This is a genomic window from Frankia casuarinae (genome assembly GCF_000013345.1).
GTDB classification, from domain to species: domain Bacteria; phylum Actinomycetota; class Actinomycetes; order Frankiales; family Frankiaceae; genus Frankia; species Frankia casuarinae.
In genome coordinates, this window is the sequence record NC_007777.1 from 1,930,355 (window position 1) to 1,953,211 (window position 22,857).

At 69.8% G+C, this 22,857-nt stretch carries 17 protein-coding genes, 1 tRNA gene and 2 pseudogenes; 9 read left to right on the forward strand and 11 right to left on the reverse strand.

The features are described 5' to 3' along the window. Positions 1-71 precede the first annotated feature (71 nt). From chrA to FRANCCI3_RS25290, 4 genes and pseudogenes are all read right to left on the reverse strand, one after another. Positions 72-1,268, reverse strand: coding sequence for a chromate efflux transporter (chrA, locus tag FRANCCI3_RS08080; RefSeq protein ID WP_011436048.1), 1,197 nt, complete (start codon positions 1,266-1,268; stop codon positions 72-74). 195 nt (positions 1,269-1,463) lie between these two features. Next, positions 1,464-2,123: a DUF305 domain-containing protein gene (locus FRANCCI3_RS08085; RefSeq protein ID WP_011436049.1), complete on the reverse strand. Its 660-nt coding sequence runs from the start codon at positions 2,121-2,123 to the stop codon at positions 1,464-1,466. 91 nt (positions 2,124-2,214) lie between these two features. Continuing rightward, complete coding sequence (locus FRANCCI3_RS08090; protein WP_011436050.1) at positions 2,215-2,715, reverse strand: hypothetical protein; 501 nt, start codon at positions 2,713-2,715, stop codon at positions 2,215-2,217. 82 nt (positions 2,716-2,797) lie between these two features. Beyond that, a pseudogene (locus tag FRANCCI3_RS25290) lies at positions 2,798-3,013 on the reverse strand (C40 family peptidase); the annotation flags it as partial. A 232-nt stretch (positions 3,014-3,245) separates the two neighbouring features. Here FRANCCI3_RS25290 and FRANCCI3_RS24290 point away from each other — a divergent pair. After that, a pseudogene (locus FRANCCI3_RS24290) lies at positions 3,246-3,576 on the forward strand (SAM-dependent methyltransferase); the annotation flags it as partial. Between the two features lie 357 nt (positions 3,577-3,933). Here FRANCCI3_RS24290 and FRANCCI3_RS08100 read toward each other — a convergent pair. Both FRANCCI3_RS08100 and FRANCCI3_RS26760 read right to left on the reverse strand, forming a co-directional pair. After that, complete coding sequence (locus FRANCCI3_RS08100) at positions 3,934-5,700, reverse strand: GGDEF domain-containing protein (RefSeq protein ID WP_011436052.1); 1,767 nt, start codon at positions 5,698-5,700, stop codon at positions 3,934-3,936. Between the two features lie 60 nt (positions 5,701-5,760). Further along, positions 5,761-5,901 carry a hypothetical protein gene (locus FRANCCI3_RS26760; protein WP_023840896.1) on the reverse strand — a complete coding sequence of 47 codons (141 nt, stop codon included), beginning with the start codon at positions 5,899-5,901 and terminating at the stop codon, positions 5,761-5,763. Positions 5,902-6,598: 697 nt separating this feature from the next. Here FRANCCI3_RS26760 and FRANCCI3_RS08105 point away from each other — a divergent pair. Next, entirely contained in the window at positions 6,599-7,441 is an 843-nt protein-coding gene (locus tag FRANCCI3_RS08105) for an SAM-dependent methyltransferase (RefSeq protein WP_011436053.1), read from the forward strand. 193 nt (positions 7,442-7,634) lie between these two features. On the opposite strand, the gene FRANCCI3_RS08110 is transcribed toward FRANCCI3_RS08105, so the two are convergent. Both FRANCCI3_RS08110 and FRANCCI3_RS08115 read right to left on the reverse strand, forming a co-directional pair. After that, on the reverse strand, positions 7,635-8,183 hold the full coding sequence (locus FRANCCI3_RS08110; protein ID WP_011436054.1) for a flavodoxin family protein: 549 nt from the start codon (positions 8,181-8,183) through the stop codon (positions 7,635-7,637). 517 nt (positions 8,184-8,700) lie between these two features. After that, the gene (locus tag FRANCCI3_RS08115; RefSeq protein WP_011436055.1) at positions 8,701-9,246 is read right to left on the reverse strand and encodes a hypothetical protein; all 546 of its coding nucleotides are present in this window, start codon (positions 9,244-9,246) and stop codon (positions 8,701-8,703) included. A gap of 168 nt (positions 9,247-9,414) precedes the next feature. On the opposite strand from FRANCCI3_RS08115, the gene FRANCCI3_RS08120 reads away from it, so the two are divergent. Next, the gene (locus FRANCCI3_RS08120; protein ID WP_011436056.1) at positions 9,415-10,197 is read left to right on the forward strand and encodes a DUF899 domain-containing protein; all 783 of its coding nucleotides are present in this window, start codon (positions 9,415-9,417) and stop codon (positions 10,195-10,197) included. 453 nt (positions 10,198-10,650) lie between these two features. On the opposite strand, the gene FRANCCI3_RS08125 is transcribed toward FRANCCI3_RS08120, so the two are convergent. Continuing rightward, positions 10,651-10,726 (reverse strand) — tRNA-Leu (locus FRANCCI3_RS08125). A 246-nt stretch (positions 10,727-10,972) separates the two neighbouring features. Here FRANCCI3_RS08125 and FRANCCI3_RS08130 point away from each other — a divergent pair. The 5 genes from FRANCCI3_RS08130 (at position 10,973) to FRANCCI3_RS08150 (ending at position 20,059) form a co-directional block, all read left to right on the forward strand. After that, the gene (locus tag FRANCCI3_RS08130; protein ID WP_011436057.1) at positions 10,973-11,572 is read left to right on the forward strand and encodes an ANTAR domain-containing response regulator; all 600 of its coding nucleotides are present in this window, start codon (positions 10,973-10,975) and stop codon (positions 11,570-11,572) included. 91 nt (positions 11,573-11,663) lie between these two features. Then, positions 11,664-13,280 (forward strand): branched-chain amino acid ABC transporter substrate-binding protein, encoded by a 1,617-nt coding sequence (locus tag FRANCCI3_RS08135; protein ID WP_035909012.1) that lies wholly within the window; start codon positions 11,664-11,666, stop codon positions 13,278-13,280. A gap of 311 nt (positions 13,281-13,591) precedes the next feature. Then, the gene (locus tag FRANCCI3_RS08140; RefSeq protein WP_011436059.1) at positions 13,592-14,797 is read left to right on the forward strand and encodes a branched-chain amino acid ABC transporter substrate-binding protein; all 1,206 of its coding nucleotides are present in this window, start codon (positions 13,592-13,594) and stop codon (positions 14,795-14,797) included. Positions 14,798-15,009: 212 nt separating this feature from the next. Continuing rightward, a complete protein-coding gene (gene polA, locus FRANCCI3_RS08145; RefSeq protein WP_023841700.1) occupies positions 15,010-17,730 on the forward strand; it encodes a DNA polymerase I in 2,721 nt (906 codons plus the stop codon). Positions 17,731-17,980: 250 nt separating this feature from the next. Beyond that, positions 17,981-20,059, forward strand: coding sequence for a putative bifunctional diguanylate cyclase/phosphodiesterase (locus FRANCCI3_RS08150; protein WP_011436061.1), 2,079 nt, complete (start codon positions 17,981-17,983; stop codon positions 20,057-20,059). A 9-nt stretch (positions 20,060-20,068) separates the two neighbouring features. Here the strand turns inward: FRANCCI3_RS08150 and FRANCCI3_RS08155 are convergent, their stop codons facing one another. Further along, positions 20,069-21,196, reverse strand: coding sequence for a M4 family metallopeptidase (locus tag FRANCCI3_RS08155; protein WP_011436062.1), 1,128 nt, complete (start codon positions 21,194-21,196; stop codon positions 20,069-20,071). Positions 21,197-21,358: 162 nt separating this feature from the next. Further along, positions 21,359-22,030: a hypothetical protein gene (locus FRANCCI3_RS08160; RefSeq protein WP_011436063.1), complete on the reverse strand. Its 672-nt coding sequence runs from the start codon at positions 22,028-22,030 to the stop codon at positions 21,359-21,361. A gap of 131 nt (positions 22,031-22,161) precedes the next feature. Here FRANCCI3_RS08160 and coaE point away from each other — a divergent pair, with 131 nt between their 5' ends. After that, complete coding sequence (gene coaE / locus FRANCCI3_RS08165; RefSeq protein ID WP_011436064.1) at positions 22,162-22,851, forward strand: dephospho-CoA kinase; 690 nt, start codon at positions 22,162-22,164, stop codon at positions 22,849-22,851. The last annotated feature ends 6 nt before the right edge of the window (positions 22,852-22,857 follow it).

Genomic DNA, 22,857 nt, shown 5'->3' on the forward strand with positions numbered 1-22,857 from the left:
CGAACGGACGACGAGAAGAACGGGAAGGACGGGAAGGACGAGGAGACCGAGAAGGCCGACCGGCCTCTCCCTCATTGAGGGAGAGGCCCGCCGGCGGCGGTGACGACCACCCCGACCGCGGCGGCGATGAGCAGGGTGAGAACGACGCCGCGGCGCAGGGGCAGCAGGAGGATCATGGCGCCGCCGAGGGTGGCATACTGCCAGGGCCGGTCGAGCGCGCCGGCTAGCGGGATGGCGGAGCCGAGGATGGCGCCGGCCGCGGCGGGGGCGGCGCCATCGAGGAAGGCGCGGATTCGCGGTTCGGCCCGCAGCCGGGCGAAGTGGGGACCGCCGAGCAGGATGAACGCGAACGACGGACCGAAGGCGACGGCTGCGGCCAGTAGCCCGCCGCCAATCCCGGCTGCCGCGTACCCGACGGCGGCGACGGTCTGCACGACGGGGCCGGGGGTGATCTGTCCGAGCGCGACCGCGTTGAGGAACTGGTCGGCGGTCATCCAGTGATAGTGGTCGACCGCGTCGGTCTGCATCAGCGGGATGATGACGAAGCCGCCGCCGTAGGACAGGGCACCAACCTTGAAGGCAACCCAGATCAGCGCGAGCAGCCCGCCGGTGCCGGTTGCCGCGGCGGCGAGCAGGGGCATGGGTGGCGCGGCAGCGCCCGGCTGGCGGCCGGGCCGATGGTGGCGGCGGGCGGCCAGCTCGAACGCGCCGCAGCCGAGCAGGACGAGCACCAGCCACGGGCCGACAGCGGCGGCAGCCGTCGCCCCGGCGGCCAGGTAGCACGGCCAGCGCAGGCGGCTGACCGTGCGGGCCCGCCGCCAGCTTGCCGGCAGCAACGCGACGCCGGTCTGGACGGCGACGGCCGCGACCGCGGAACCCGCCCCGGCGCCGGCGGCGCGCACCCACCGCGGCGGCGAGCCGGCGAGGAAGATCGCCGCCAGCGCGAGAATCAGGATCAGACCTGGCACGATGAACGCGATCCCGCCAACGAGCGCACCCGGCCGGCCCCGGAGCCGCCAAGCGCAGTAGATCGCCAGCTGGGTGGACGCCGGTCCGGGCAACAGGTTACAGACCGCTACGGCGTCTTCGAATTCGGTGGCGGTCAGCCACCGCCGTCGCTCCACGCAGAGCTGGCGCAGCAGCGCGATGTGCGTCGGCGGGCCGCCGAAGCCGAGGCAGCCGATCCGGCCCCATTCCCGTAACACGGCGAGCAGGCTCGGGTGAGCGGGGGTGGCCGCGGACGGCGCATCGAGCTCCACGGTTGACATCCTCTCCTCCCCCGAGGGAGGGGATTCCCGGGCCTCGCGGCACCCGGCCGGGTGGTCAGGGTCGGCGCCGATCCACGAACCCTCCCTCCCCTGAAGCACTCGACTGAAGCACTCGACCGGCTGGCCGCGAGATGGTGGCCGCGAGGGTGTGTCGCGGCCACCATCTCTGCAAGCCAGGCAGCTCGGTCAGATCTTTCAGATTTTAGCGAGGAGGTTCCGCATACTCGTGATCTCGGCGTTCTGGGTGTTCTGAATATTCTCGGCGAGCTGCTGCGCCGGGGTATAGCGTCCGTCGCGGATTTCCGTCTTCGCCATGGTGACGGCTCCCTGGTGATGTGCGATCATCATGGTGAGGAACATCTTGTCGAAGGCGGGTCCGGTCGCGTTCCCCAGCGCGGTCATGTCCGCGCTGGACATCATTCCTTCCATGGTGTCGCCCGGCATCATGGTTTCTGATCCGTGGCCGTTCATGCCGTGGCCGTTCATGCCGGGGCCGCCCATGCCGGGGCCGCCCATGCCGGGGCCCGATCCGCCGCCGCCGGCGGGGGGAGCGGTGGGCTGCTTCCAGGCCGTGAGCCAGCCGACCATCGTGGTGATCTCCGGAGTCTGCGCGGCGCGGATCTGCGGCGCGAGGGTCTTCACCTCCGGGTTCTGGGCGTGGGTGCCGGCCAGGTCGGCCATCTCGATGGCCTGCCGGTGATGGGGGATCATGTTCTGGGCGAAGATGACGTCGGCGGCGTTGTAGTCGGTGCTGCCGGTGGCACTGGTGGCACCGGTGCTGCTTCCCCCGCTGCCGCACGCGGTAAGAACGGCTGCGGCCAGAAGCGCCGGGATGAGCAGGATGAGTCGTCTCATGCTGGTTCCTCGTCTGCCAGGTGTCGGTAGATCCTTGTGCGGGTTCGCCGTGCGGAAGTCCGTGGGGACGCGCAGGCGAAAGCCGACCGGTCTACAGGCGGAGCACGCAGAGGCAGACGAGTGAGGGTGCGTGGGACGGTGGCGGTCCGCCGGGGGGCGATCGTCCAGGCCGGGATGACGCCACACGTAGCCGGCTCCGGGCGGTGAAGGTCGAGCGGACGGCGCGGGTGAGCAGCAAGGCGATGAACAGGACGCCGGCCAGGCGAAGGAACGCCAGGCACAGCTGACCGGCATGCCCGTCGTGGCCTGCGTCTGTGGCCGGCATCGTGACCCTGGTCCGCGGGTCGAGACCGGCCAGGTGGACGGGCGCGGAGCGCGGATTCATCCCACCGTCGGGCATCGTCGCGTCGGGCATCGTCATTGATTCGCTCCGGGCCGCGGGGAGCCCGTGCGTGCCGGAGTCGGTATGGCCGGCGTGCGCGGACAGGCCGCCGTGCATGAGCAGAATGCCGAGGAGCACGGGCACGAGAAGCGGGAGCAGATGCAGCCTGCCCGGGGTGCTCTTTTCTCTTCCTCGGCGCCGGACCCTCACCGTTGCATGATGCTCCACGCGCAGGCGCTCGGTAAAACCCGCGCCCGGGCCGGCTCGTCTCTCGCACGGTCGAAAGAGCGGCTTACCGGACCCTGCCGACGTAGTAGCTGCTGCTGTAGATGGGCTGTAGGTTGACATTTCGTCGAGTTTGTGGCGCGGCCCACATATAGCCGTTGCCTGCGTAGATGCCCAGGTGGGTGATGTTGCCGGGAGTCCCGAAGAAGATGAGGTCGCCGGGCTTCTTCCCGGACCTGGGGATGCGCACCGTGGCCTGGAACTGCTGCTGGCCGGCCCCTGGTCCGCACCCGAGTTGCACATGCCGCACGGCTCGGACGCCGTACACCGACCACCGCACCGCCGGACCCTTGTTGACGATGTCGACCCGATCCAGCCCCAGAGAAACTGCGACAGCACGGCTCGCCGTGGTCTCCTCCCCGGCGTCGTCGAGCCAGCAAGGAGCTATGATCATGGTGTTGCGCGGCAGGGACCTTCGGATCCAGCAGGCTTGAGAGGAGACGCGATGATTCAGGATCGCGGTCCTTCCCTTCGTCCCCGATGCCGACGACCCGTACGGCATCGGGGACGGCTCGTCGACGCCCTGCTGTCCGGCAGCTACCTCGCCCTCACCCATGCCACTGTCGACTTCGACCCGACCCTGCTGGCGGCGACCGAGACCTATCGGCAACGCGGCATCCCACGCAGCCACGCAGCCGCGCCGAGGTGGAACGTTTCCTGGCTGGCCTGGAACTCGTCGAGCCGGGCGTGCAGGTCGTGCATCGCTGGCGGCCGGACGACACCACGCCGAAAGACGTCACCGACGCCCAGGTCAACAACTACGGCGCCGTAGGCCGCAAACCGTAACGTCCCTCCGATCGGCCCCGATGCTGGCGGTACCCACCTCCAGAGAAGCTGTGTCTCCCCAGATCACCTCTGGGGAGACACAACGAGGAAACCCTGGCGAACTTCGGCGCTTCGCCGCTGGGGCGGATCACTACCAGCGTGGGCGCACCGGTCCACCCGTGAAGAACCGGAGCAGGTCGCCGAGGATCCACTCAAGATCCAAATTGGGTTCCGGCTCGACTGGCGGTCCGGCCAGTCGAGCACCGGGGTGAACGGTGCGGTCGGTCACTGGATACCTCGATCAGACGGCGACCGACCTGAACGGGGCGCTCCTCCCCAGGCCGGTGATACGCGCGCGGAACGGGGCAGGCAGATGGATCACATCAGGCCTACTACTCGGCCGTAGGCGCCCACCGGGTCGTCCTGGCTGGGTGGGTCCGGGTGGCGGTGCTCGGGGAGGGCGGACAGCTCCGGCCGGTAGACGACCAGCCTGCCCGCGCGTTCCCGCTTGGCCGCGTACATGGCCAGGTCGGCCTGGTGCAGCAGGCTGTCGGGACTGGCCGGCCGGGTGGTGGAGCCGTCGAGCGTGACTAGGCCGAAGCTGGCCCGCGGGGTGTAGATCTGCCCGGCCAGCAGGCACGGCTCCTGGACTGCCATCGCGAGCCGCTCACCCACCTTCCGGGCGTCGACGCCGCCGCTGCCGAGAATGATGGCGAACTCGTCCCCGCCGAGCCGGGCGACGGTGTCCACCGCGCGGGTGTCCGCCCGCAGTCGCTCCGCGCTGATTTTGAGGAGTTCGTCCCCGGCGGCATGGCCGAGCGTGTCGTTCACCAGCTTGAACCCGTCGAGATCCAAAAACAGGACGGACACCGTCCCGGAGTCGCCGGCGTGGCAGGCGTCGGGGTTGTCGGGGTTGTCGGGGTCGTGGGTGAGGGCTCGTTGCAGCCGCCGAGTGAACAGCGCCCGGTTCGCCAGGCCGGTCAACGGGTCGTGGAACGCCTGATGGTGAAGCTGCCGTGCGCGCTGGCGTACCTCGGCCAACAGTCGGTTACTCTCCGCCAGGGTGACCATCTGCCGGACCAGCGCCACCAGCAGCAGTCCGACCATGCCGTACGCCTCGAACCGGTCGAGCTGCGCACCGGTCGACAGTTTGCCCAGGATCAGCAGGCCGGCCGCACCGAGCACGGCGTAAGGCAGCACGGCGTGCGCCCACACCGCCCGGGGGCCGCCCGGGGTGAGGCTGTCGGTCGTGAGGCTGTCGGTCGTGAGGCTGTCGGGTGTGGGGTTGTCCGGGTGCGTGCGCGCCGGTAGCAGAGCGGCAAGGAAGATCATCATAAAGGCGAGGGTGAATCCGATCATGGCCCAGGGGGGAAGGTGGTGGCTGTCCGGCGCGGTGCTGTAGACGGAGATGTTGCTGGTGAGTCCGTCGATCAGCAGGCCCGTGCTGAGCAGTACCGACGCCGCCGGGGAACGCGGCCGGCGGAAGCAGGTGATCAGCAGCACCGCCGTGGCGAGGATCAGGCTGGCGACCGGGTGGAGCAGGGCGGCCAAGAGCTGGATGGGGTCGGGCGGGCCGGCCGGGACGAGCGCGGCGAGAGTCGTCCCCCACGCCAGCAGGATGATCGAGCCGACGATCAGCACACAGTCCAGCAGGGTGATCGTATGCCAGCGGTATCCGCTGTGTCGCGCGGTCCTGGTGTTCTCGCCCTGGCCTTCCACCGGTGCGGTGGGTAGGGACAGCAGCCCGGCCAGGGCCACCCCGTAGAGAACGAGGAAGATGGCATAGCTCGGGGACATGCGGCCAGTCAGGAAGCCGCCGGCGAGGAACGTCGCCGCCGTCGCGAGGTTGGCGACCAGCACGCCGCCAGCGGCGAGGCGGGCGAACCGCCGGCGGCGCTCCGTCCCGCGAACCTGCCGGGCGGTCCGGAAGCAGGCGGCCGCAGTGGCCAGTTGGGCAGCGGCGTCGAGGAAAATCGACGCGATTCGGGGGGTCTCCGGATTTACGACCAGTTTTCCCCAGGTCTTGCCGGATTCGGCTGGCCGCTGCGGGGCAAGTTCCCGAGTCCTCGTCTGGAAGAACTCGACGGCGGGCGTCCTCGCCAGCGTGTACCACCTATCGTGGGTGATCGGGTATACGGGGGTCATTATTTCTCCTTGGCGGGGTGTCAACCCGGATCGCCGTATTGCGTGCACAGCCAGCGACGATCATGACGGTTGGCGGTCGACGAAACACCGCGCCTGATCGTGCAGTGCTGTCACCGTCTTGACCTGCGTGACAGGTTCACCGTCCGTCGCATACAGGTCGGTGAGCGTGTCAGCGTTGTCGACGTTGACAAGGGTTCCCATCGGCTTTCCGCTGCCTTGTTGTATGAAGTGAGTCACAGCCTTGCAGTCGGTGGGGGGTGGTGCACCACCCCTCCGGGTAGTCAATAGCTGGAAATCGGGTGGTCAGTGTCCTGAGCGAAGCCACTCTTCCCGGAGATCCTGGTTTAGATCTTCTTTTTTTATGCGGAGCGTGGCGAGAAGCATGGGCGGTGGTCGAATCCGAGCTCCCGCCACCGTCGAAAGACCGGCGGGCACCACCTCAAGGGCACGAACGTCCACGTCCGCCGACGGTGCTCCCGTTGCTGACGGTGTTGGTGCGGCTCGCCTGCGTGCAGGACCGGGATGGCGGCCGGCCGCCGCTGGCTGGCCGCCCCTGGCTACCCACCCGGCGATCGCCGGACGGGAAAACCACGGGTTCACCCGTGAATGGACATGAACCTAAAGTTTTGATATCGCGCCTGGACTGGGCGGTTCGGGTGCGTGGAGCCGGCGTTGCGGCGGTGGGGACGTTCCCATTTCCGTAGCCGGGTGTGGGTGGGAAAGGCGACGGGATCTGCCGGGCCGGGCCCGTTTCCAGCGGCCGCCTTCTCCAGGGTCGGGCCTTCTCCAGGGTTGCTGTGGATGGTGCCTGCCCGTGCCGTTAGGGTGCTCGTCAGTGGCATCCGAGTGGCATCCGAGTGGCGAGCGGATGTCCGAGTGGCAAGGGGATGGAGGAGCGGTGACGGAAACACGGGACCCGGCGTGGGTAGCGACGACGGGGGACCGGGAGCCGGTGAACCTGCGGATGGATCTTCCTCATACGGCCCGGATGTATGACTACTACCTGGGTGGGAAGGACAACTTCCCGGCCGACCGGGAGGCCGCCGAGCAGGTCATCGCCGCGTTCCCCAACGCCCGCGTCACGGCCCGGGAGAACCGGGCGTTCATGACGCGGGCGACCCGGTTTCTGGCCGGGGAGGTCGGGATCCGCCAGTTCCTGGATATCGGTACCGGCATCCCCACCAGCCCGAACCTGCACGAGATCGCCCAGGGCCTCGCCCCCGACACCCGGGTGGTTTACGTCGACAATGACCCGATCGTGCTCACCCACGCCCGCGCGTTGCTGACCAGCACCCCGCAGGGGCGCACCGCCTACCTCGACGCCGACCTGCGCGACCCTGACGGGATCCGCGCTGCCCCGCAGCTGCACAGCACTCTTGACCTCACTCGGCCGATCGCCCTGTCCGTCGTCGCGATCTTCCATTTCATCCCCGACGCGGATGATCCCTACGGGATCGTGCGTCGGCTCCTCGACGCGTTGCCGTCGGGGAGCTATCTTGTCCTCACCCACGGCACCGGAGATTATGATCCGGACGCGGAACGGGCGGCGGAAGCCTACCGGCAGAAGGGGATGTCGGTGCAGCCCCGCAGCCGATCCGAAGTCGAACGTTTCTTCGACGGGTTGGAGCTGGTCGACCCCGGGGTTCAGGTCGTTCACCGCTGGCGGGCCGACGGCAGCGCCGTCGAGGAGCTGACCGACGCGCGGGTCAGCATCTACGGCGGCGTTGCCCGCAAGCCGTAGCACACCATCCGGGCCAGGGCAGGTCTGAACCCGTCAGGCCGCGCAACATCCAGACATCCAGACGTGCCTACCCATAACAAGATCTACAAGATGCCTGAATGCTTACGCGCAACGCCCGGGCGGGCCGAGGGCTGTACGCCGGTGACCGCGAACCGCTCGACCACTACCGCTCGCCGTTGATCCATGGCTCCGGTCAGACCGGAAACTCGGTCCTCGCCGGCTCTGTGGCCACGTGCGACAGGTGTTCGCCCCACCGGCGCGCGCGGTCGATCTCCCCTGGTGCGAGTGCGTTGTCCTTCGTCACGAAGAAGCTCTCCGGCGGGCAAACCTGTCGCGCTCCGTGCCGGCGCAGCAGCCGGTGAATGCGCTTTGACGCCCGGCCAGTCAAGATCGAGGGCCCGTGTGCGCGCGTATCGAACGCTGCCGCATACCCCTCGATCACGCCGCAGCGGGCGAACCATTCCCGCAGTCCGGGGCCTTCTGCGCCGGGCTCGAGCGCCACACCGCTCGGTGGCTTCCGAGCGATCTCGCCGGCCGACGTACGGCTGGCCGGACGGCTCATGCCGTGCACATGCGTGGGACCGCCCACGACGACGACGTCGGCACCGCTGATCACCTCAGGATTTGCGTCACGCACCGGGATGACGACTACCTCATGGAGCGGGCCGATGCCATCCGCAATCGCCTGGCCAATCTGCCTCGTGTTCCCGAACATCGACTCGTACACAACAACAACCCGCATGGCGAAATGCCTCCTCGGATTCACTTACGGCGATGACCCGCAAACGCCGCCGCCTCGGGATCCGACGTTGCCGCTGCCTCGGGAGCCGACGTTGCCGCCGCGTCGCGGGAGGCAGCATCCGCATAGTTCCCTTCGTCTCCTCTTCGCCGTGACCGGCCAAGATCCGGCCCGGGCCTCCACGCCTTGTGCTCCTCAGTGGTCCCCAGCGGGGGCAGCATCCACCGGTGCGAAGGTCCCGGCCAAGCAGAGCACTGATGCCCGGTGGCCTCGCCCAACCGGTCATAGCGCGGCGGTGGGACTGAGCAGGATCGCGGACATCCTTCACGGTCCGCGTCGATGCCCATACAGTGAGCGCCTGATCAAACGTGTGCCCGGCTGGAGCGATTCCGCCTACGGCTACGCAGATCGTCCTGTTCCGCGCGCACCCACCACGCCGTCACGGCCGTCCGCCCGTGCCCGAGGAGTGAGAGGAGCAGAAGGCACGCCGCAGCGACCGGTTAACTGTCCCGGTCCCTGATCAGTCGTTGCCGCCTGTCGTGCGGCGGGTGCTGAGCAGGCGCTCTTCCAGCCAGGCCCATCCTTCGGGGCGACGGTGCCAGCGGTGCCAGTCCCACAGCACCCCGTGCACCCGCGGGCCCTGTTTGATGACCGCCAGCACCGCGACGCGGGTGCCTTCGGAGACAACCATCTCGGGGAACTCGCGAACCGCGCCGTCGGCGGTCCGGAACGATATGCCGCCGCTGCCGAACGGACCGGCGACCATGTCAGCCAGCTCCCCGACCGCTCCTTCGACGCGCGGGATCTCGACGGTCGCCGCCCCTCGATGGGGAACGTCACCGATCGCGACTAGTTCCCCCGTGTCGTGGAACCATTCCAGGTGCGCGACCCTCGACGCGAGGGCAGCAGCGACCGGGTCGGGCACCTGCCAGTTACCGAAATTGGTGATGAAACTGGTCGGGCGCCGCTCGTCGGCAGCGAGGAAGTCGTTGATCCCCCAGATCTCGACGTCCGCGCCTGCGACGGGCAGATGGGAAAGTGGTCCCCCGCCGGTATTCGCGGTCACCCTGCCTCCTCACGGCGCCGTTGCTCGATCCTCAGTTTGCCAGTTGCCAAAGCACGTTCCGCGCCGCCCCCTGCCGCGATGCGTTCCGGCCGGGTCGCGAGTCTGTTCTGGCGACCGTCGTAGGACGTCGTAGGACGCCGCCCGGCACGAGACACCACGGAGGAGACCATGACGACCACACCGGACGGCCCGGCCACAGCGCTGCCTGGCCGCCCGCCCGTCGTTGACCTGACTGCCTGGCAGACCGCCCGTGACGAGCTTCTGGTCCGCGAGAAGGCCCACACCCGCGAGGGCGACGCCCTCGCCGCGGCCCGCCGCCGGCTGCCGATGGTGGAGCTCGACGGGACGGTCGAGGTCGTCGGGCCCGACGGCCCGGTCCCGTTCCTGGACTTGTTCCAGGGCCGCGACGAGCTAGTGGTCTACAAGCACATGTGGTATGACGGCGCGCCGCACCAGGGGCAGTGCGAGGGCTGCACCACTACGGCCTGGCACCTGAAGGACGCCGTCTACCTCAACGCCCGCGGCGTCTCGTTCGCCATCCTGACCACGGGCCGTTGGGACGAGGTGGCCTCCTACGTTGAGTTCATGGGCTACACCCAGCCCTGGTACTCGGTGCGCGACGTGGACGGGCCGGTCGGCGGCAGCATGGGTTACATCACCTGCTTCCTGCGCGACGGCGACCGCGTGTTCCTCACCTACTCCACGACGGGCCGTGGCAACGAGCCGGTCAACGGGTCCCTCGGCCTGCTCGACATGACGCCCTACGGCCGCGGCGAGGCATGGGAGGACAACCCCGAGGCCTGGCCCGAGGGGCGCAGCTCGTGCTGGTTCTGGCGCTCGGACGCGGACGGGAACGCCACCTGGGGCCCGACCAGCCGCCCCGTGCCGCAGTGGACCCGCCCCGGCGCGACCCCCGTGGAGACCCTCGGTCGGCACGGCCACCACCACTGACGCGCCTTCGTCGACGGTGTCGGCAGGAAGCGCCCGTTGAGCGTTTCTATGCTGGCGTGCGTCTTAACGAGGATGAACAGGAGAAAATCCGCGCGGGGCTGCGGACGGAGCTTGACACTCGTCGGCGGGTGCGGCGAGCTGTACCAGCTGTCCGGACCGCAGGTGCAGCGCATGAGTAACCAGGCTTTCTTCACGAAGCTCTTGGCAGAGGTCGAAGAGGACGAGGCGGTCGTAACCGGCGTACGCCTCCGCGAGCCCTACGCCACGCTGACAGGAGAGGCGTTTCGGCGGGCGGTGGCCGGGGGTGGTGGCCGCGCCGGGCATGAGCCGGGCTGGGACAGTGACAAGCCCGGTCTGGCCGCGGACACAAGCCTCGGCCACGATCTGGACCCTGTTGGGGATCTTGGTCGTGGCCAAGGCTTGACCGTGACCAAGGTTCGAAAACGATCTATCTGGTACCCCGGGTGGGATTCGAACCCACACTGTCGGTGGTTTGAGCACCGTCTCTCTGCCGTTGGAGTACCGGGGCCGGCGGGTGGAGCGTGTTGGATCAGACGGAACAGGGGCGAGTTGGCGCAAGTGGAACGGGCGGAGGAACCGGGCGGGACGAGGGCGAGGAGATCGCCGTCGAACCTGGCCGGAACCGCTCCTTGAAGACTCTATCCGGGTAGGGTGCGTTTCGACCTCCCGCCCTCCGTGTCCGGGGCGGGACGGCCCCCCGATCGTCCGTCCTGCCACACTAGGGACGCACCTCCGAGACCAGGAGTCCGACTCGATGAGCCACCCCTCCTCGAACCCGCGCCGGGTTCTGATCGCCGAGGACGAAGCGCTGATCCGGCTCGACCTCAGGGAGATGCTCCAGGAGGAGGGCTATGAGGTGGTCGGGGAGGCGGGCGACGGCGAGATGGCCGTCAACCTCGCCGGCAAGCTCCGCCCCGACCTGTGCATCCTCGATGTGAAGATGCCGAGGATGGACGGCATCGAGGCCGGTGCGAAGATCGCCAAGGACCGTATCGCTCCCGTCGTCATCCTCACCGCCTTCAGCCAGCGGGAGCTGGTGGAACGTGCCCGTGAGGCCGGCGCCATGGCCTACGTGGTCAAGCCGTTCCAGAAGAAGGACCTGCTGCCCACGATCGAGATGGCGATGAGCCGCTTCACCGAGATCGTGAGCCTTGAGGCCGAGGTGGAGGACCTGCAGGGGCGCCTGGAGGCCAGGAAGATCATCGAGCGGGCCAAGGGCGTGCTGCAGACCGAGCACGGCATGACCGAGCCGGATGCCTTCCGCTGGATCCAGCGCACCTCGATGAACCAGCGCCGGACGATGCGGGCGGTCGCCGAGGCCGTGCTGTCGGGTGAGGCGTTGCCGGGCTCGTGACCTCCGTGTCCGTGACCTTCGCGTCCGTGACCTTCGTGTCCGTGATCCCGGAGGCCGGGTGAGCGATTCGTCGCGGACGTCTCTCGCGTCGATGACCGGTTCGATCGGGCGGTGGACCCGGGCCAGATCGCGCACCGGTCGCGGACGCGTGGCGCTTGCGGCTCTCGCCGTCCTGGTCCTCGCGGTGCCCTCGGTCCTGGGGCTCACGCTGGCCGCCAGCCTCGGCGCAGGCGATGACGCCGGTGGCGGCGCTGGCGCCAGAGCCGCCACCGGCGTCACCCGGGTCGCCACCCTCGGTGTGATGGCGCCGCTGTCCGGGGATCTCTCCACGGACGGGGTGAGCGCGCGCAACGCCGTCGCGCTCGCGGTCGACGAGGCCAACAAGTCCGGGGCCGTCCCGGGCTGGCGCATCGAGCTGTCCGCCCACGACGACCTGTCCCGTCCGGACGGGGGAGCGCAGGCCGTGGACGCCTTCGTGGCGAACAATCATGTCATCGGCGTGGTCGGGCCGCTGAGCTCACTCGTAGCGAAGGTGTCCCTGCCCACGCTGAGCGCCGCTGGCATCCCCGTCGTCTCCCCGTCGAACGCGGACCCGACGCTGACCGACTCCGGTTCCCGGCCGCGCACCCGGCCCTTCCCGTCCTACTTCCGCCTGGCCGGAACGGACGAGCGCCAGGCCCGGGTCGCAGCCGAGTACGCGGTCAGGACGCTCGGCCGCAGGCGTATCGTCGTCGTTGACGGCGAACCGAGATACGGCACGACCCTGGGCGCCCGCTTCGCGGCGCGCGCCGCCGCTCTCGGCGCGTCGGTGACATCGGTGTACCAGGTCCGGGGGGACGAAGCGGACGGATCCGAGATCGCCGACACCGCGCGGGCGATCGAGGAGGACGCCCCCGATCTGGTCTACGTCTCGACGGGTGCGGCCTTCGCCGGGAAACTGCGGGCCCGGCTCGCCGACGCGGGGACGTCGATCCAGGTAGTGGGTTCGGACGCGTTGCTCCAGCCCCGCTACACCGACGAGGCGAGGTCGGCAGCCGACGGCGATCTGATCATCGGTCCGCTGGTCCCGCCGACCCGGCTGCCGTCCTCGGGTGCCTTCGTCGCGGACTACTCCGACCGTTTCGGGGGACCGGCGGATGACGAGGGCAGTACCCGTCCCGGGGCCTCGGGCGGCGTGGAATCGCCTGGCGCGAGTGGGCGGTCGAGTGGGACTCTGGGCCCGCGGGGCCAGGAGGACCCTGCGGACCTGCGGAGCCAGGAGGATCCAGCGGAGACCGCCTCGCCCGGCCGGGGCGCCACCACCACCCCGAGGGTGGTCCACGGCACCTCGGCACCGGTATCGGCACCGGGGCCGGGCCTGGAGGAGGGGCCCCACGGGCCCCCGGCCGCCGGTACCCGCGGTACGTCCGGGGTGAACGACCCCGCCGCGGAGCTGGAGCTGCGGCGGGCCGAGGCCATCCCCGCGGTCGCGGCCTATGCGTACGACGCCGCCAGGGCGATCATCCGCGCAGCGGCCACGGTGCTGCCGGGCCGGACGACCGTGGACGCGGCCACCAGACACGACCTCGTGACGGCGATCGGAAGCGGCTCGTTCGCGGGGATCACCGGCTCCGTCGCCTTCGACCGCTGGGGGGACACCCGATCGCCCACGGTCGTGCTCTACACGGTACTCGGCGGCAGATTCGTCCCGTTGAAGACGGAGAACTGACCGACCGGCGGTGACGTGTCGGCGGCTGCCGTAATGGCTGCGGCGGCTGCGGCAACCGACATCCTCCGACCGGGCCGTTGCGGGTTCTGCCGGGTCGTTCGCTTCTCCGATCGGGTCGTTTGCTTTCGGACTCACCGGCGAAACCCCCTTCAAGTTACGACACGCTCACGTTGCGCTTCCCTTCCACTCCTCCGAAGGTTACGTTTTCGTCACTATCCGCTGTCGATCGGTTGCCGATGATGCGGTGGCGGACCGGGTCCTGACGCCGAGGGTGTCGGTAGCGGCAGCGATGTGCTGTGGGAGGGCGTGTCATGACGGGTCCTGGACGGCGAGGGGGCGTGCCCCGACCGAGCGTGACGCGGTGGGGGGCCCTCGGATCCGTGGGTGTGCTGACAGCCGCGGCCGTCCTTGCCGGCTGCGGCGGTGGTTCGTCCGGTGACGACGGGAAAAAGGAATACGCCATCGGTTTTCAGGGGCCGCTCTCCGGCGACAACCAGCAGCTCGGCATCAACGCCTACGACGGGGTGCTGACCGCTGTCGAGCTAGCGAACCGGCGCAAGGATCTGCCGTTCAGGCTGCGCCTGGTCGCCTCGGACGATCAGGGTATGGCCGAGCAGGGGCCCACCGCCGCGCAGAAACTGATCGACAATCCGGAGGTCATCGGCGTCGTCGGCCCCGTCTTCTCCGGACCGACGAAGTCGAGTGAGCCGCTCTACAGCGGGGCCGGGCTGCTGTCGGTCAGCCCGTCGGCCACCAATCCGGCGCTCACCGATCTCGGGTTCACCAGCTTCTACCGGGTCATCGCACCGGACACCGTGCAGGGATCCGCCGCCGCGGAATACCTTGCCAAGGTCGTGAAGGCGGACAAGGTCTACTCTCTCGACGACCGGAGCGAATACGGCACCGGCTTGTCCGGAGCGCTCGAGAAGGCCCTGACCGGCCGTGGCATCCGCGTGATCCACGACGGCATCAATCCGACGAAGGACTACACGTCCCAGGCCACGAAGATCCTCGCCGAGAATCCGGACGCCGTGTACTATTCTGGCTACTATGCGGAACTCGCGTTGCTGACCAGGGCGCTGCGCAGCAAGGGGTACACCGGGAAGGTCGTCAGCGGCGACGGCGCGAACGACGACCAACTCATCCACCAGGCCGGTGCCGGCAACGCCGAGGGAACGCTGCTGACCTGCCCCTGCGGTGACCCGAACAGCGATCCCGCGGCGGCGGGGTTCGTCGCCGACTACAAGACGATCAACGCCGACGCGCGGCCTGGAACCTATTCCGGCGAGGCTTATGACGCCACGAACGCCGTCATCGAGGTGCTGCGCCGGCTCGGTAGCGGCGCGACGCGGGAGGCCGTGCTCGCCCGGTTCGGCTCGGTCGACATTCCTGGCGTCACCAAGCGCATCAGATTCCGGAAGAATGGTGAGGTCGAGGGCTCGACGGTCTACGTGTACGAGGTCCGGGCCGGGAAACGGGCCGTGCTCGGCCCGGTCAGCTCCCTCGTCAGACCGTAACCGGCGGACCTGCCCGGCCGGCGGAGCGACGTGGTCGACGCATCGGTCCGCCCGCTCGCGGCGAAACTGTCCGACCCACGGCCTAAACTCGCCGCGTGTCCGTCACCACTTCGTCCCCCACCTCGTCTCCGTCCGGGAGCCGCTCGGCAGCGTCCGCCACTGGGGCCACTGGGGCCACTGGGGCCACTGCGGCCACTGCGGCCGGCCCGGCCGTGTCCTCGCCGAGTCCCGCGCCATCGAGCCCCGCGAAGTCGACCCCGGCAACGCCCCGGTTGTTGCTGCTTGATGGGCACTCGCTGGCCTACCGTGCCTTCTACGCGCTGCCGGTGGAGAACTTCTCCACCACCACGGGCCAGCCGACGAACGCGGTGTACGGATTCACCTCCATGCTCATCAACGTCCTGCGCGACGAGCGGCCGACCCATGTCGCCGTGGCGTGGGACCTGCCGACCCCGACCTTCCGGCACACCCAGTACGCCGAGTACAAGGCCGGTCGGGGCGAGACCCCGGCCGACTTCGTCGGCCAGGTCAGCCTCATCCACCAGGTGTGCGACGCCCTCGCGGTGCCGGGGGTCAGCGCGCCGGGATACGAGGCCGACGACGTGATCGCCACGCTCGCGACCCTGGGCGCGGCCGAGGGGATGGACGTGCTGGTCGTCACGGGTGACCGTGACGCGCTGCAGCTGGTCGACGAGCGGGTGACGGTGCTGATGACCCGCAAGGGCATCAGTGACATGGTCCGCTTCACCCCCGACGAGGTGCAGGCGAAGTACGGCCTGTCCCCAGTGCAGTACCCGGACTTCGCGGCCCTGCGCGGGGATCCCTCCGACAACCTGCCGTCGGTGCCGGGGGTGGGGGAGAAGACCGCCACCAAGTGGATCCAGCAGTTCGGCTCGCTGGCCGAACTGGTCGACCATGCCGACGAGATCGGCGGGAAGACCGGGGCGTCGCTGCGCGCCCACCTGTCCGAGGTCATCCGCAACCGTTCCCTGACGGAGCTGTCCCGTGACGTGCCGCTCGACGTCGTCCCCGCCGGCCTGCGGATGCGGCCCTGGGACCGGGAGGCCGTCCACCAGCTGTTCGACACGCTGCAATTCCGGGTGCTGCGGGAGCGGCTCTACGCGGCCCTCGCGATCGCGCCGCCTCCCGCCGACGAGGGGTTCGAGATCGAGCTGACCGTGCTCGGGCCGGGCGAGGTGGCCCGGTGGCTCGCCGAGCACGCCCACAGGGTCGGCCGTACCGGCCTGCACGCCCGGGGCACCTGGGGGCGCGGCACCGGTGTGCTCGCCGGTCTCGCGCTGGCCGCGGCCGGCGGTGCCGCGGCCTGGATCGACCCGACGCTGCTCACCCCCGCGGACGTGGCGGCGCTGGGCGCCTGGCTCGCCGATCCGAACCAGCCGAAGGCCGCCCACGACGTGAAGGGGCCGATGCTGGCCCTGACCGAGCTTGACCTGCCGCTCGCCGGCGTCACCAGCGACACCGCGCTCGCGGCCTATCTGGCTCTGCCCGGCCAGCGGTCCTTCGACCTGGCCGATCTCGTCGCCCGGTACCTGCATCGCGACCTGTCCGCCGACCCCGTCCCGGGCGGCCAGCAGCTGACCCTCGACGGCTCCGGCGAGGCCGACCAGGCGCACGCGGACGCCGTGCGGGCCCGGGCCTGCCTCGAGCTCGCCGACGCCCTCGACGCGGACCTCGAACGCCGCTCCGCCGCCACCCTGCTGCGGGACATCGAACTCCCGCTGGTCACGGTCCTGGCCGGCATGGAGCGGGCCGGCATCGCCGTGGACTCCGAGCACCTGACCGAGCTGCAGAAGCACTACGGCGGCGAGGTCAGCGCGGTCGCCGCGCAGGCCCACGAGATCGTCGGCCGGCCGTTCAACCTGGGCTCCCCCAAGCAGCTGCAGCAGATCCTCTTCGACGAGCTGGGCCTGCCCAAGACCAAGAAGATCAAGACCGGTTACACCACGGACGCCGACGCCCTCGCCTGGCTGGCGGTCCAGTCCGACCATCCGCTCCTGCCGGTGCTGCTGCGGCACCGCGACGTGGCCCGCCTCAAGACGGTCGTCGACTCGCTGATCCCCATGATCGACGATATTGGGCGCATCCACACCACGTTCAACCAGACGATCGCCGCGACCGGCCGGCTTTCCTCCGCGGACCCGAACCTGCAGAACATCCCGATCCGGACGGCCGAGGGGCGCCAGATCCGCCGGGCCTTCGTCGTCGGCGCGGGCTACGAGACGCTGCTGACGGCGGACTACTCGCAGATCGAGATGCGGATCATGGCTCATCTTTCGGGTGACGAGGGCCTCATCGAGGCGTTCGGCTCCGGCGAGGACCTGCACACCTTCGTGGCCGCCGAGGCGTTCGGCCTGCCGGTCTCCGAGGTCGACCCGGAGCTGCGCCGGCGGATCAAGGCGATGTCGTACGGCCTGGCCTACGGGTTGTCCGCGTTCGGCCTCGCCGGGCAGCTCGGCATCGCGCCGGACGAGGCCCGGGAGCACATGGACGCCTACTTCGCCCGGTTCGGCGGGGTCCGCGACTTCCTGCGTGGGGTCGTGGAACGGGCCCGCAAGGACGGCTACACCGAGACGATCCTCGGCCGCCGTCGCTACCTGCCCGATCTGACCAGCGACAACTCCCAGCGGCGGCAGATGGCCGAGCGGATGGCGTTGAACGCGCCGATCCAGGGTTCCGCCGCGGACATCATCAAGATTGCGATGTTGGGGGTCGACCGGGCGCTGTGTGCCGGGGGGTACGCCTCCCGGCTGCTGCTCCAGGTGCACGACGAACTCGTCCTCGAGATCGCGCCCGGCGAGCACGATGCGGTCGAGCGGCTGGTCCGGGCCGAGATGACCTCCGCGTACACCATGTCGGTGCCGCTCGACGTGAGCGTCGGCGCCGGCTGCACCTGGGACGACGCGGCGCACTGAGTGTTCCTGTTACTGAGTGTTCCTGTTACCGAGCGTTCCTGTACCCGGATGTCATTTTTGTGCCGAATTACTCCGCTGGCTTCCCGGATTTTCCGTCGTCTCCGGTATCAGTCGAGGAATTGTACCGAACCGTGAAATTGCATCGGTGCCGGGAAGCTGCTGGCTATGATGTCGGTCACGCCGGATCGACGGCTATGTTGGAAGGAAGCCTGACCCGGCCCTGTCGCCGTCGTGCACCGTGATCTCTCGGATGCGGGGTCGTTGCGACACCCGGAGCGACGTCCCGTTCGGTGCGGTTCGTCCCTGTTCGGTCCGCCTGATCCGCTCGGTCCGTTCGGTCGGGCTCATCGCGGGTCAGTGCGGGAGGAAGCGGTTTTTGATCAGCGGGCGTACGTTCGCCGGCCGTCGGCGTTTTCTCGTGGTCACCCCTGCGATCGCGGCGGTGCTCTTCCTGCTCGCCGGGTGCATTCCGGGCTCCCCGGGTTATCTGCGCTGGGGAAACTGGCTGGGTCTGGTGGTCGCGGTCGGTAACGCCGTCGTCGGGCTGGTGGCCAACCCGAGAGGGCGCTGGATTCCGCCCGTCGCCGTCGCCTCGCTCGCCGCCGCGCTCGCCTTCGCGCTGGCGAGCGCGGCGCCCGGCCGGAACGCGGACACATACCTGACCTGGTTCCCGGTGCTGTGCGCCTATGCCGCCCTGGTCCCCGTCGGCTGGGCCGTCGCCGGCACCGCGGCCGTCTGCGCTGCCGTCGTCGCCGGCGTCACCGCCCACGGCGGACTGGCCGAGGCCGCCGCGCCCATGTTCTCCACCATCGCCGCCGTCATGCTCGTGGGCGCGGTGGCGAAGGCCCTGTTCCGTGAGGGCCTGCTGCAGAACCGTTCCGATCCCCTCACCCGCCTGGCCAACCGGGGCGGGACGATGGAAATCGGGCAGTCCGCCGTTGCGAAGATCAATGCCGCGGGGAACGAGGCTGTCCTCGTCCTGGTGGACCTCAACCGGTTTCACGAGGTCAACGATGCGCTCGGTCACCTCGGCGGCGACCAGCTGCTGAGGATGATCGCTGAGACGTTGCCGACCCTGACCCCGAGGCCGGTGTTCGTCGGTCGGGCCGGCGGGGACGAGTTCGCGCTGGTGTTCCGCGGGCCCGAGATCATCCCGGCGCCGCCCGCTTCATCCGTCTCATCTGCCTCGCCCCCCTCATCCACCTCATCTGCTTCACCTGTCTCGCTCGGCCCGTCGGGCGCGCCGGCCGTCCGCGGCCCCCTGCCCGCGGCCATAGCCGCCGGGCGGCGGCGCACCCTGGGCCGGCGGGTCCTCCGCCAGATCCAGGGGCCCTTTCAGGTCTGCGGGGTCGACGTCGAGGTGGACGCCTCGGTGGGCATCGCGGTGGCCCCCCGCGACGGCGCGACCATGGCCACCCTGATGAGCTGCGCCGATGCGGCCCTGCTGCGGGCCAAGCGGGTCGGGGAGAGCGTGGGCCTGTGGGATGCCGGCATCGCCGGGGTGCGGCCCGAGGAGATCGCGTTGAACGCCCAGTTGCGCGCCGCGATCGGCCGCGACGAGCTCGTCCTGTACTACCAGCCGGTCCAGTCAGCTCGGACCGGTGGGATCGTCGGTGCCGAGGCGTTGCTGCGGTGGCGACATCCGAGCCGTGGGCTGCTCCCCCCCGGCGAGTTCCTGCCGATCGCCGAGCGGTCCCCCCTGATCGCGGACCTGACCCGGTGGGTTCTCGACGAGGCACTGCGGCAGTGTGCCGCCTGGGACGCGGGGGGCCTGCACCTGCCGGTGTCGGTCAATCTCTCCCCCCGGATGCTGGTGATCGACGATCTTCCCCGGGTGGTCTCGGACTCGATCGCCGCGCACCGGCTGGCCCCCGACGTCCTCACCCTGGAGATCACCGAGAGCGCCCTGGTCACCCAGCCCGCGCGTGCGGCGACGATGCTGGGTCAGTTGCGCTCCCACGGCGTGGCGCTCTCCCTCGACGACTTCGGCACCGGGTATAGCTCGATGGAGATCCTCAAGACGTTGCCGTTTGACGAGGTCAAGATCGACCGGGGGTTCGTCACGGACGTCCGGGGGAGCCTGCCCGACGCCGCGATCGTGCGTTCCGTGCTCGATCTGGGACATCGCCTGGGGCTGCGGGTCGTCGGTGAGGGCATCGAGGACGAACGGACCCTGACGATGATGGTCGACTTCGGCTGCGATCTGCTGCAGGGAGAGGCGATCTCGCCTCCGCTGCCGGCGGAGCGCGTCCGCGAGCTGCTGCGGACCCGGGCCGCGAAGGCGGGCAAGGTGGTCCCGGGCGGTGACGTTCGATGTCGCCGGGCGTGATGGTCCGAATTACCCGGCTGCGCTGACCTGCCCGGCTGCGCTGACCTGCCCGGCTGCGCTGACCTGCCCGGCTGCGCGGACGACGATGCCGACGGCCTGCCACGCCTCGGAGACGGCCTTCCGCGCGTCCGCACCGAACAGCAGGCCGGCCTGGTGCACGGTCACCGAGGCGAATGCACGGAACGTCGTGTTCGGCCGGATCTGCGGTGCGCGCAGGGTCTCGTACCAGATGCGGCCGGCCTTCTCCCAGGCGTATCCGCCGAGAGCCGTCGCGGCGAGGTAGAACGCCTTGTTCGGGATGCCCGAGTTGATGTGGACGCCGCCGTTGTCGGCGGTCATCCGGACGTAGCGGTCCATGTGGTCCGGCTGGATGTCGTCGCCGAGTACCGGATCGTCGTAGGCGGTCCCGGGGGCCTTCATCGACCGCAGCGCGACGCCTTGGACGGCGTCTGTGAGCAGCTCGTCGCCGATCAGCCAGTCGGCCTGCTCGGCGGTCTGGCCGCGGACGTACTGCTTCACCAGGGAACCGAAGACGTCGCTGATCGACTCATTGAGCGCGCCGGACTGGTTCACATACATCAGCGCCGCCTCGTCCTCGGTGACGCCATGGGTCAGTTCATGACCGATGATGTCGAGCGACGCCGTGAAACGCTTGAACAGCTCGCCGTCGCCGTCGCCGAACACCATCTGGCGGCCGTTCCAGAAGGCGTTCTCGTAGTGGTCGCCGTAGTGCACGGTGGCGAGCAGAGCCATCCCCTCGTCATCGATGGAGCTCCGGCCTAGGACGTCGGAGTAGAACGCGAACGTCGAGCCCAGGCCGTCGTAGGCCTCGTTGACCGCCGCGTCGTCGATCGCGGCGCCACCCTCCTCGCGAACCATCGCACCCGGCAGGATCTCGGTGCCGCCCGCGTCGCTGACGGTACGCCGCGGGCCGGTCTCGGGCGCCGGGCGCGGTGGGACGGCACCGCGCCGCGTCGAGCGCATCAGGGCGTTGTGCACCCGGATGGTGCGATGAGAGGTGTCCTGGAGCAGGGTGGACAGGGCCCGGGAACGCTGCTCCTCGGTGCCGTTGCGGACAATGCGTTCGAGGATGTGGGGTGGGACCGCGCAGGGCAGGGCGTGGCGGGGGCAGGGCATCGTCGACTCCGTAGCGTGAGATGATCGCCGGTGGATTCCCGCGGGCATCGACGGCCGCGGATGACCCCGGAGTCACCGACCTTGCTACCTGCGACACAGGATGTCCAGAGAGTGCCGGTCCACCGCCTTCTTCTGGCTAGCCGGAAACGTTCCGTTACCACCCTATCCGCGATGCCGGCCGGGCGACCAGCCGGACGATGGGCCGGGCGGGGAACCGGATGCAGTGCGGAGCCGACCCCGACGGCGCAGGAGCGTCCGCGCCCCCAGCTGGATGATCGCCAACGTGAGGCTGCCGAGGATCAGGAAGGTCATGTTCTCGTCGAGCCAGGTGACGACGCCGTGCATCCATGGCGTCACGGCACGCGCCGCCGTCAGGTAGAGGGCCGAGGACAGCAGGGAGCCGGGAACCAGGAAGCGCAGGAACCGGCGCAGCGGGACGTCGCCGGCGCCGAGCGCCGCGTCCACCGCCGCGTTGGTGTTCAGCAGGCAGAACCACAGCAGCGGGCGCTGGGTGCCGCGGCGGGACAGCGCCGCCACGACGCGGCCGGTGCTGATGCGCCGTAGGAGCACCGAGCGGATGTTGTTGCGGGCCAGACCGAAGTAGCCGACGTCGATCAGCCCGCGGAAGAACGCGGCGATCAGTAGGGCGGGAACGAACGGCACCGTGCCGCCGACCAGCAGCAGGATCGCCCACGTGGGTCGCAGCGCAACGAGCAGCAACGGTGCCGAACCGGCGAGCGCCGGTGCCAGCGCGAGGCCGAGGGCACCGAGACCGAGCAGCGTGCCGGTGAGCAGGGCCGGCCAGAGCCGGTGCGCGACCGGGGCAACCTCCATCCGCACAGTCTGCCAAGTACGCGAGCTGCCAAGTACGCGAGCTGCCAAGTACGCGAGCTGCCAAGTACGCGAGGGCGCAGCCGGGCGGACCGGCTGGGTGGCTGGCTCCGGGAGCTGGCAGACTCGGCGATGTGTTCACAGTAGGTCTGACGGGTGGCATTGGTTCGGGCAAGAGCGCGGTGTCAGCGTGCCTCGCGGCCCGGGGCGCCTTGCTGATCGACGCCGACCAGGTCGCCCGGGACGTGGTGGCGCCCGGCACCCCGGGGCTCGCCGCGGTCCTGGCGGAGTTCGGCACCGAACTGGCGAACGCGGACGGCGGCCTGGACCGCGAGGCGCTCGGCCGGATCGTGTTCGCCGATCCCGCCGCCCGCGGCCGGCTCGAAGCGATCGTCCATCCGCTGATCCGCGAGGAGACGGCGCGGCGCATGGGGGAGGTGTCACCGAGCGGAATCGCCGTGCACGACATCCCGCTGCTCGTCGAGGTGCACGCCGAGGGCACCTACGACGTGGTGCTGGTCGTCGAGGCGCCGCGGGAGCTGCGGCTGCACCGCCTCGAGGGCCGCGGCCTGCCCCGCGACCAGGCGCTGGCGCGGATGGCGAACCAGGCCACGGACTCCCAGCGCCGGGCCGCTGCCGACATCGTGGTGGACAACGGCGGGAGCCTGGACGACCTCGACGCCCGCATCGAGGAGGTCTGGCAGGACCTGCTGGCCCGCCGCGACGCCAAGGCCACCGCCAAGGCCACCGCCAAGGCCGAGACCGTCGCCAGCGGCACGGATACTGCCGCCAGCGGCACGGACACCGCCGCCCCAGCCGGCTGATCGTGG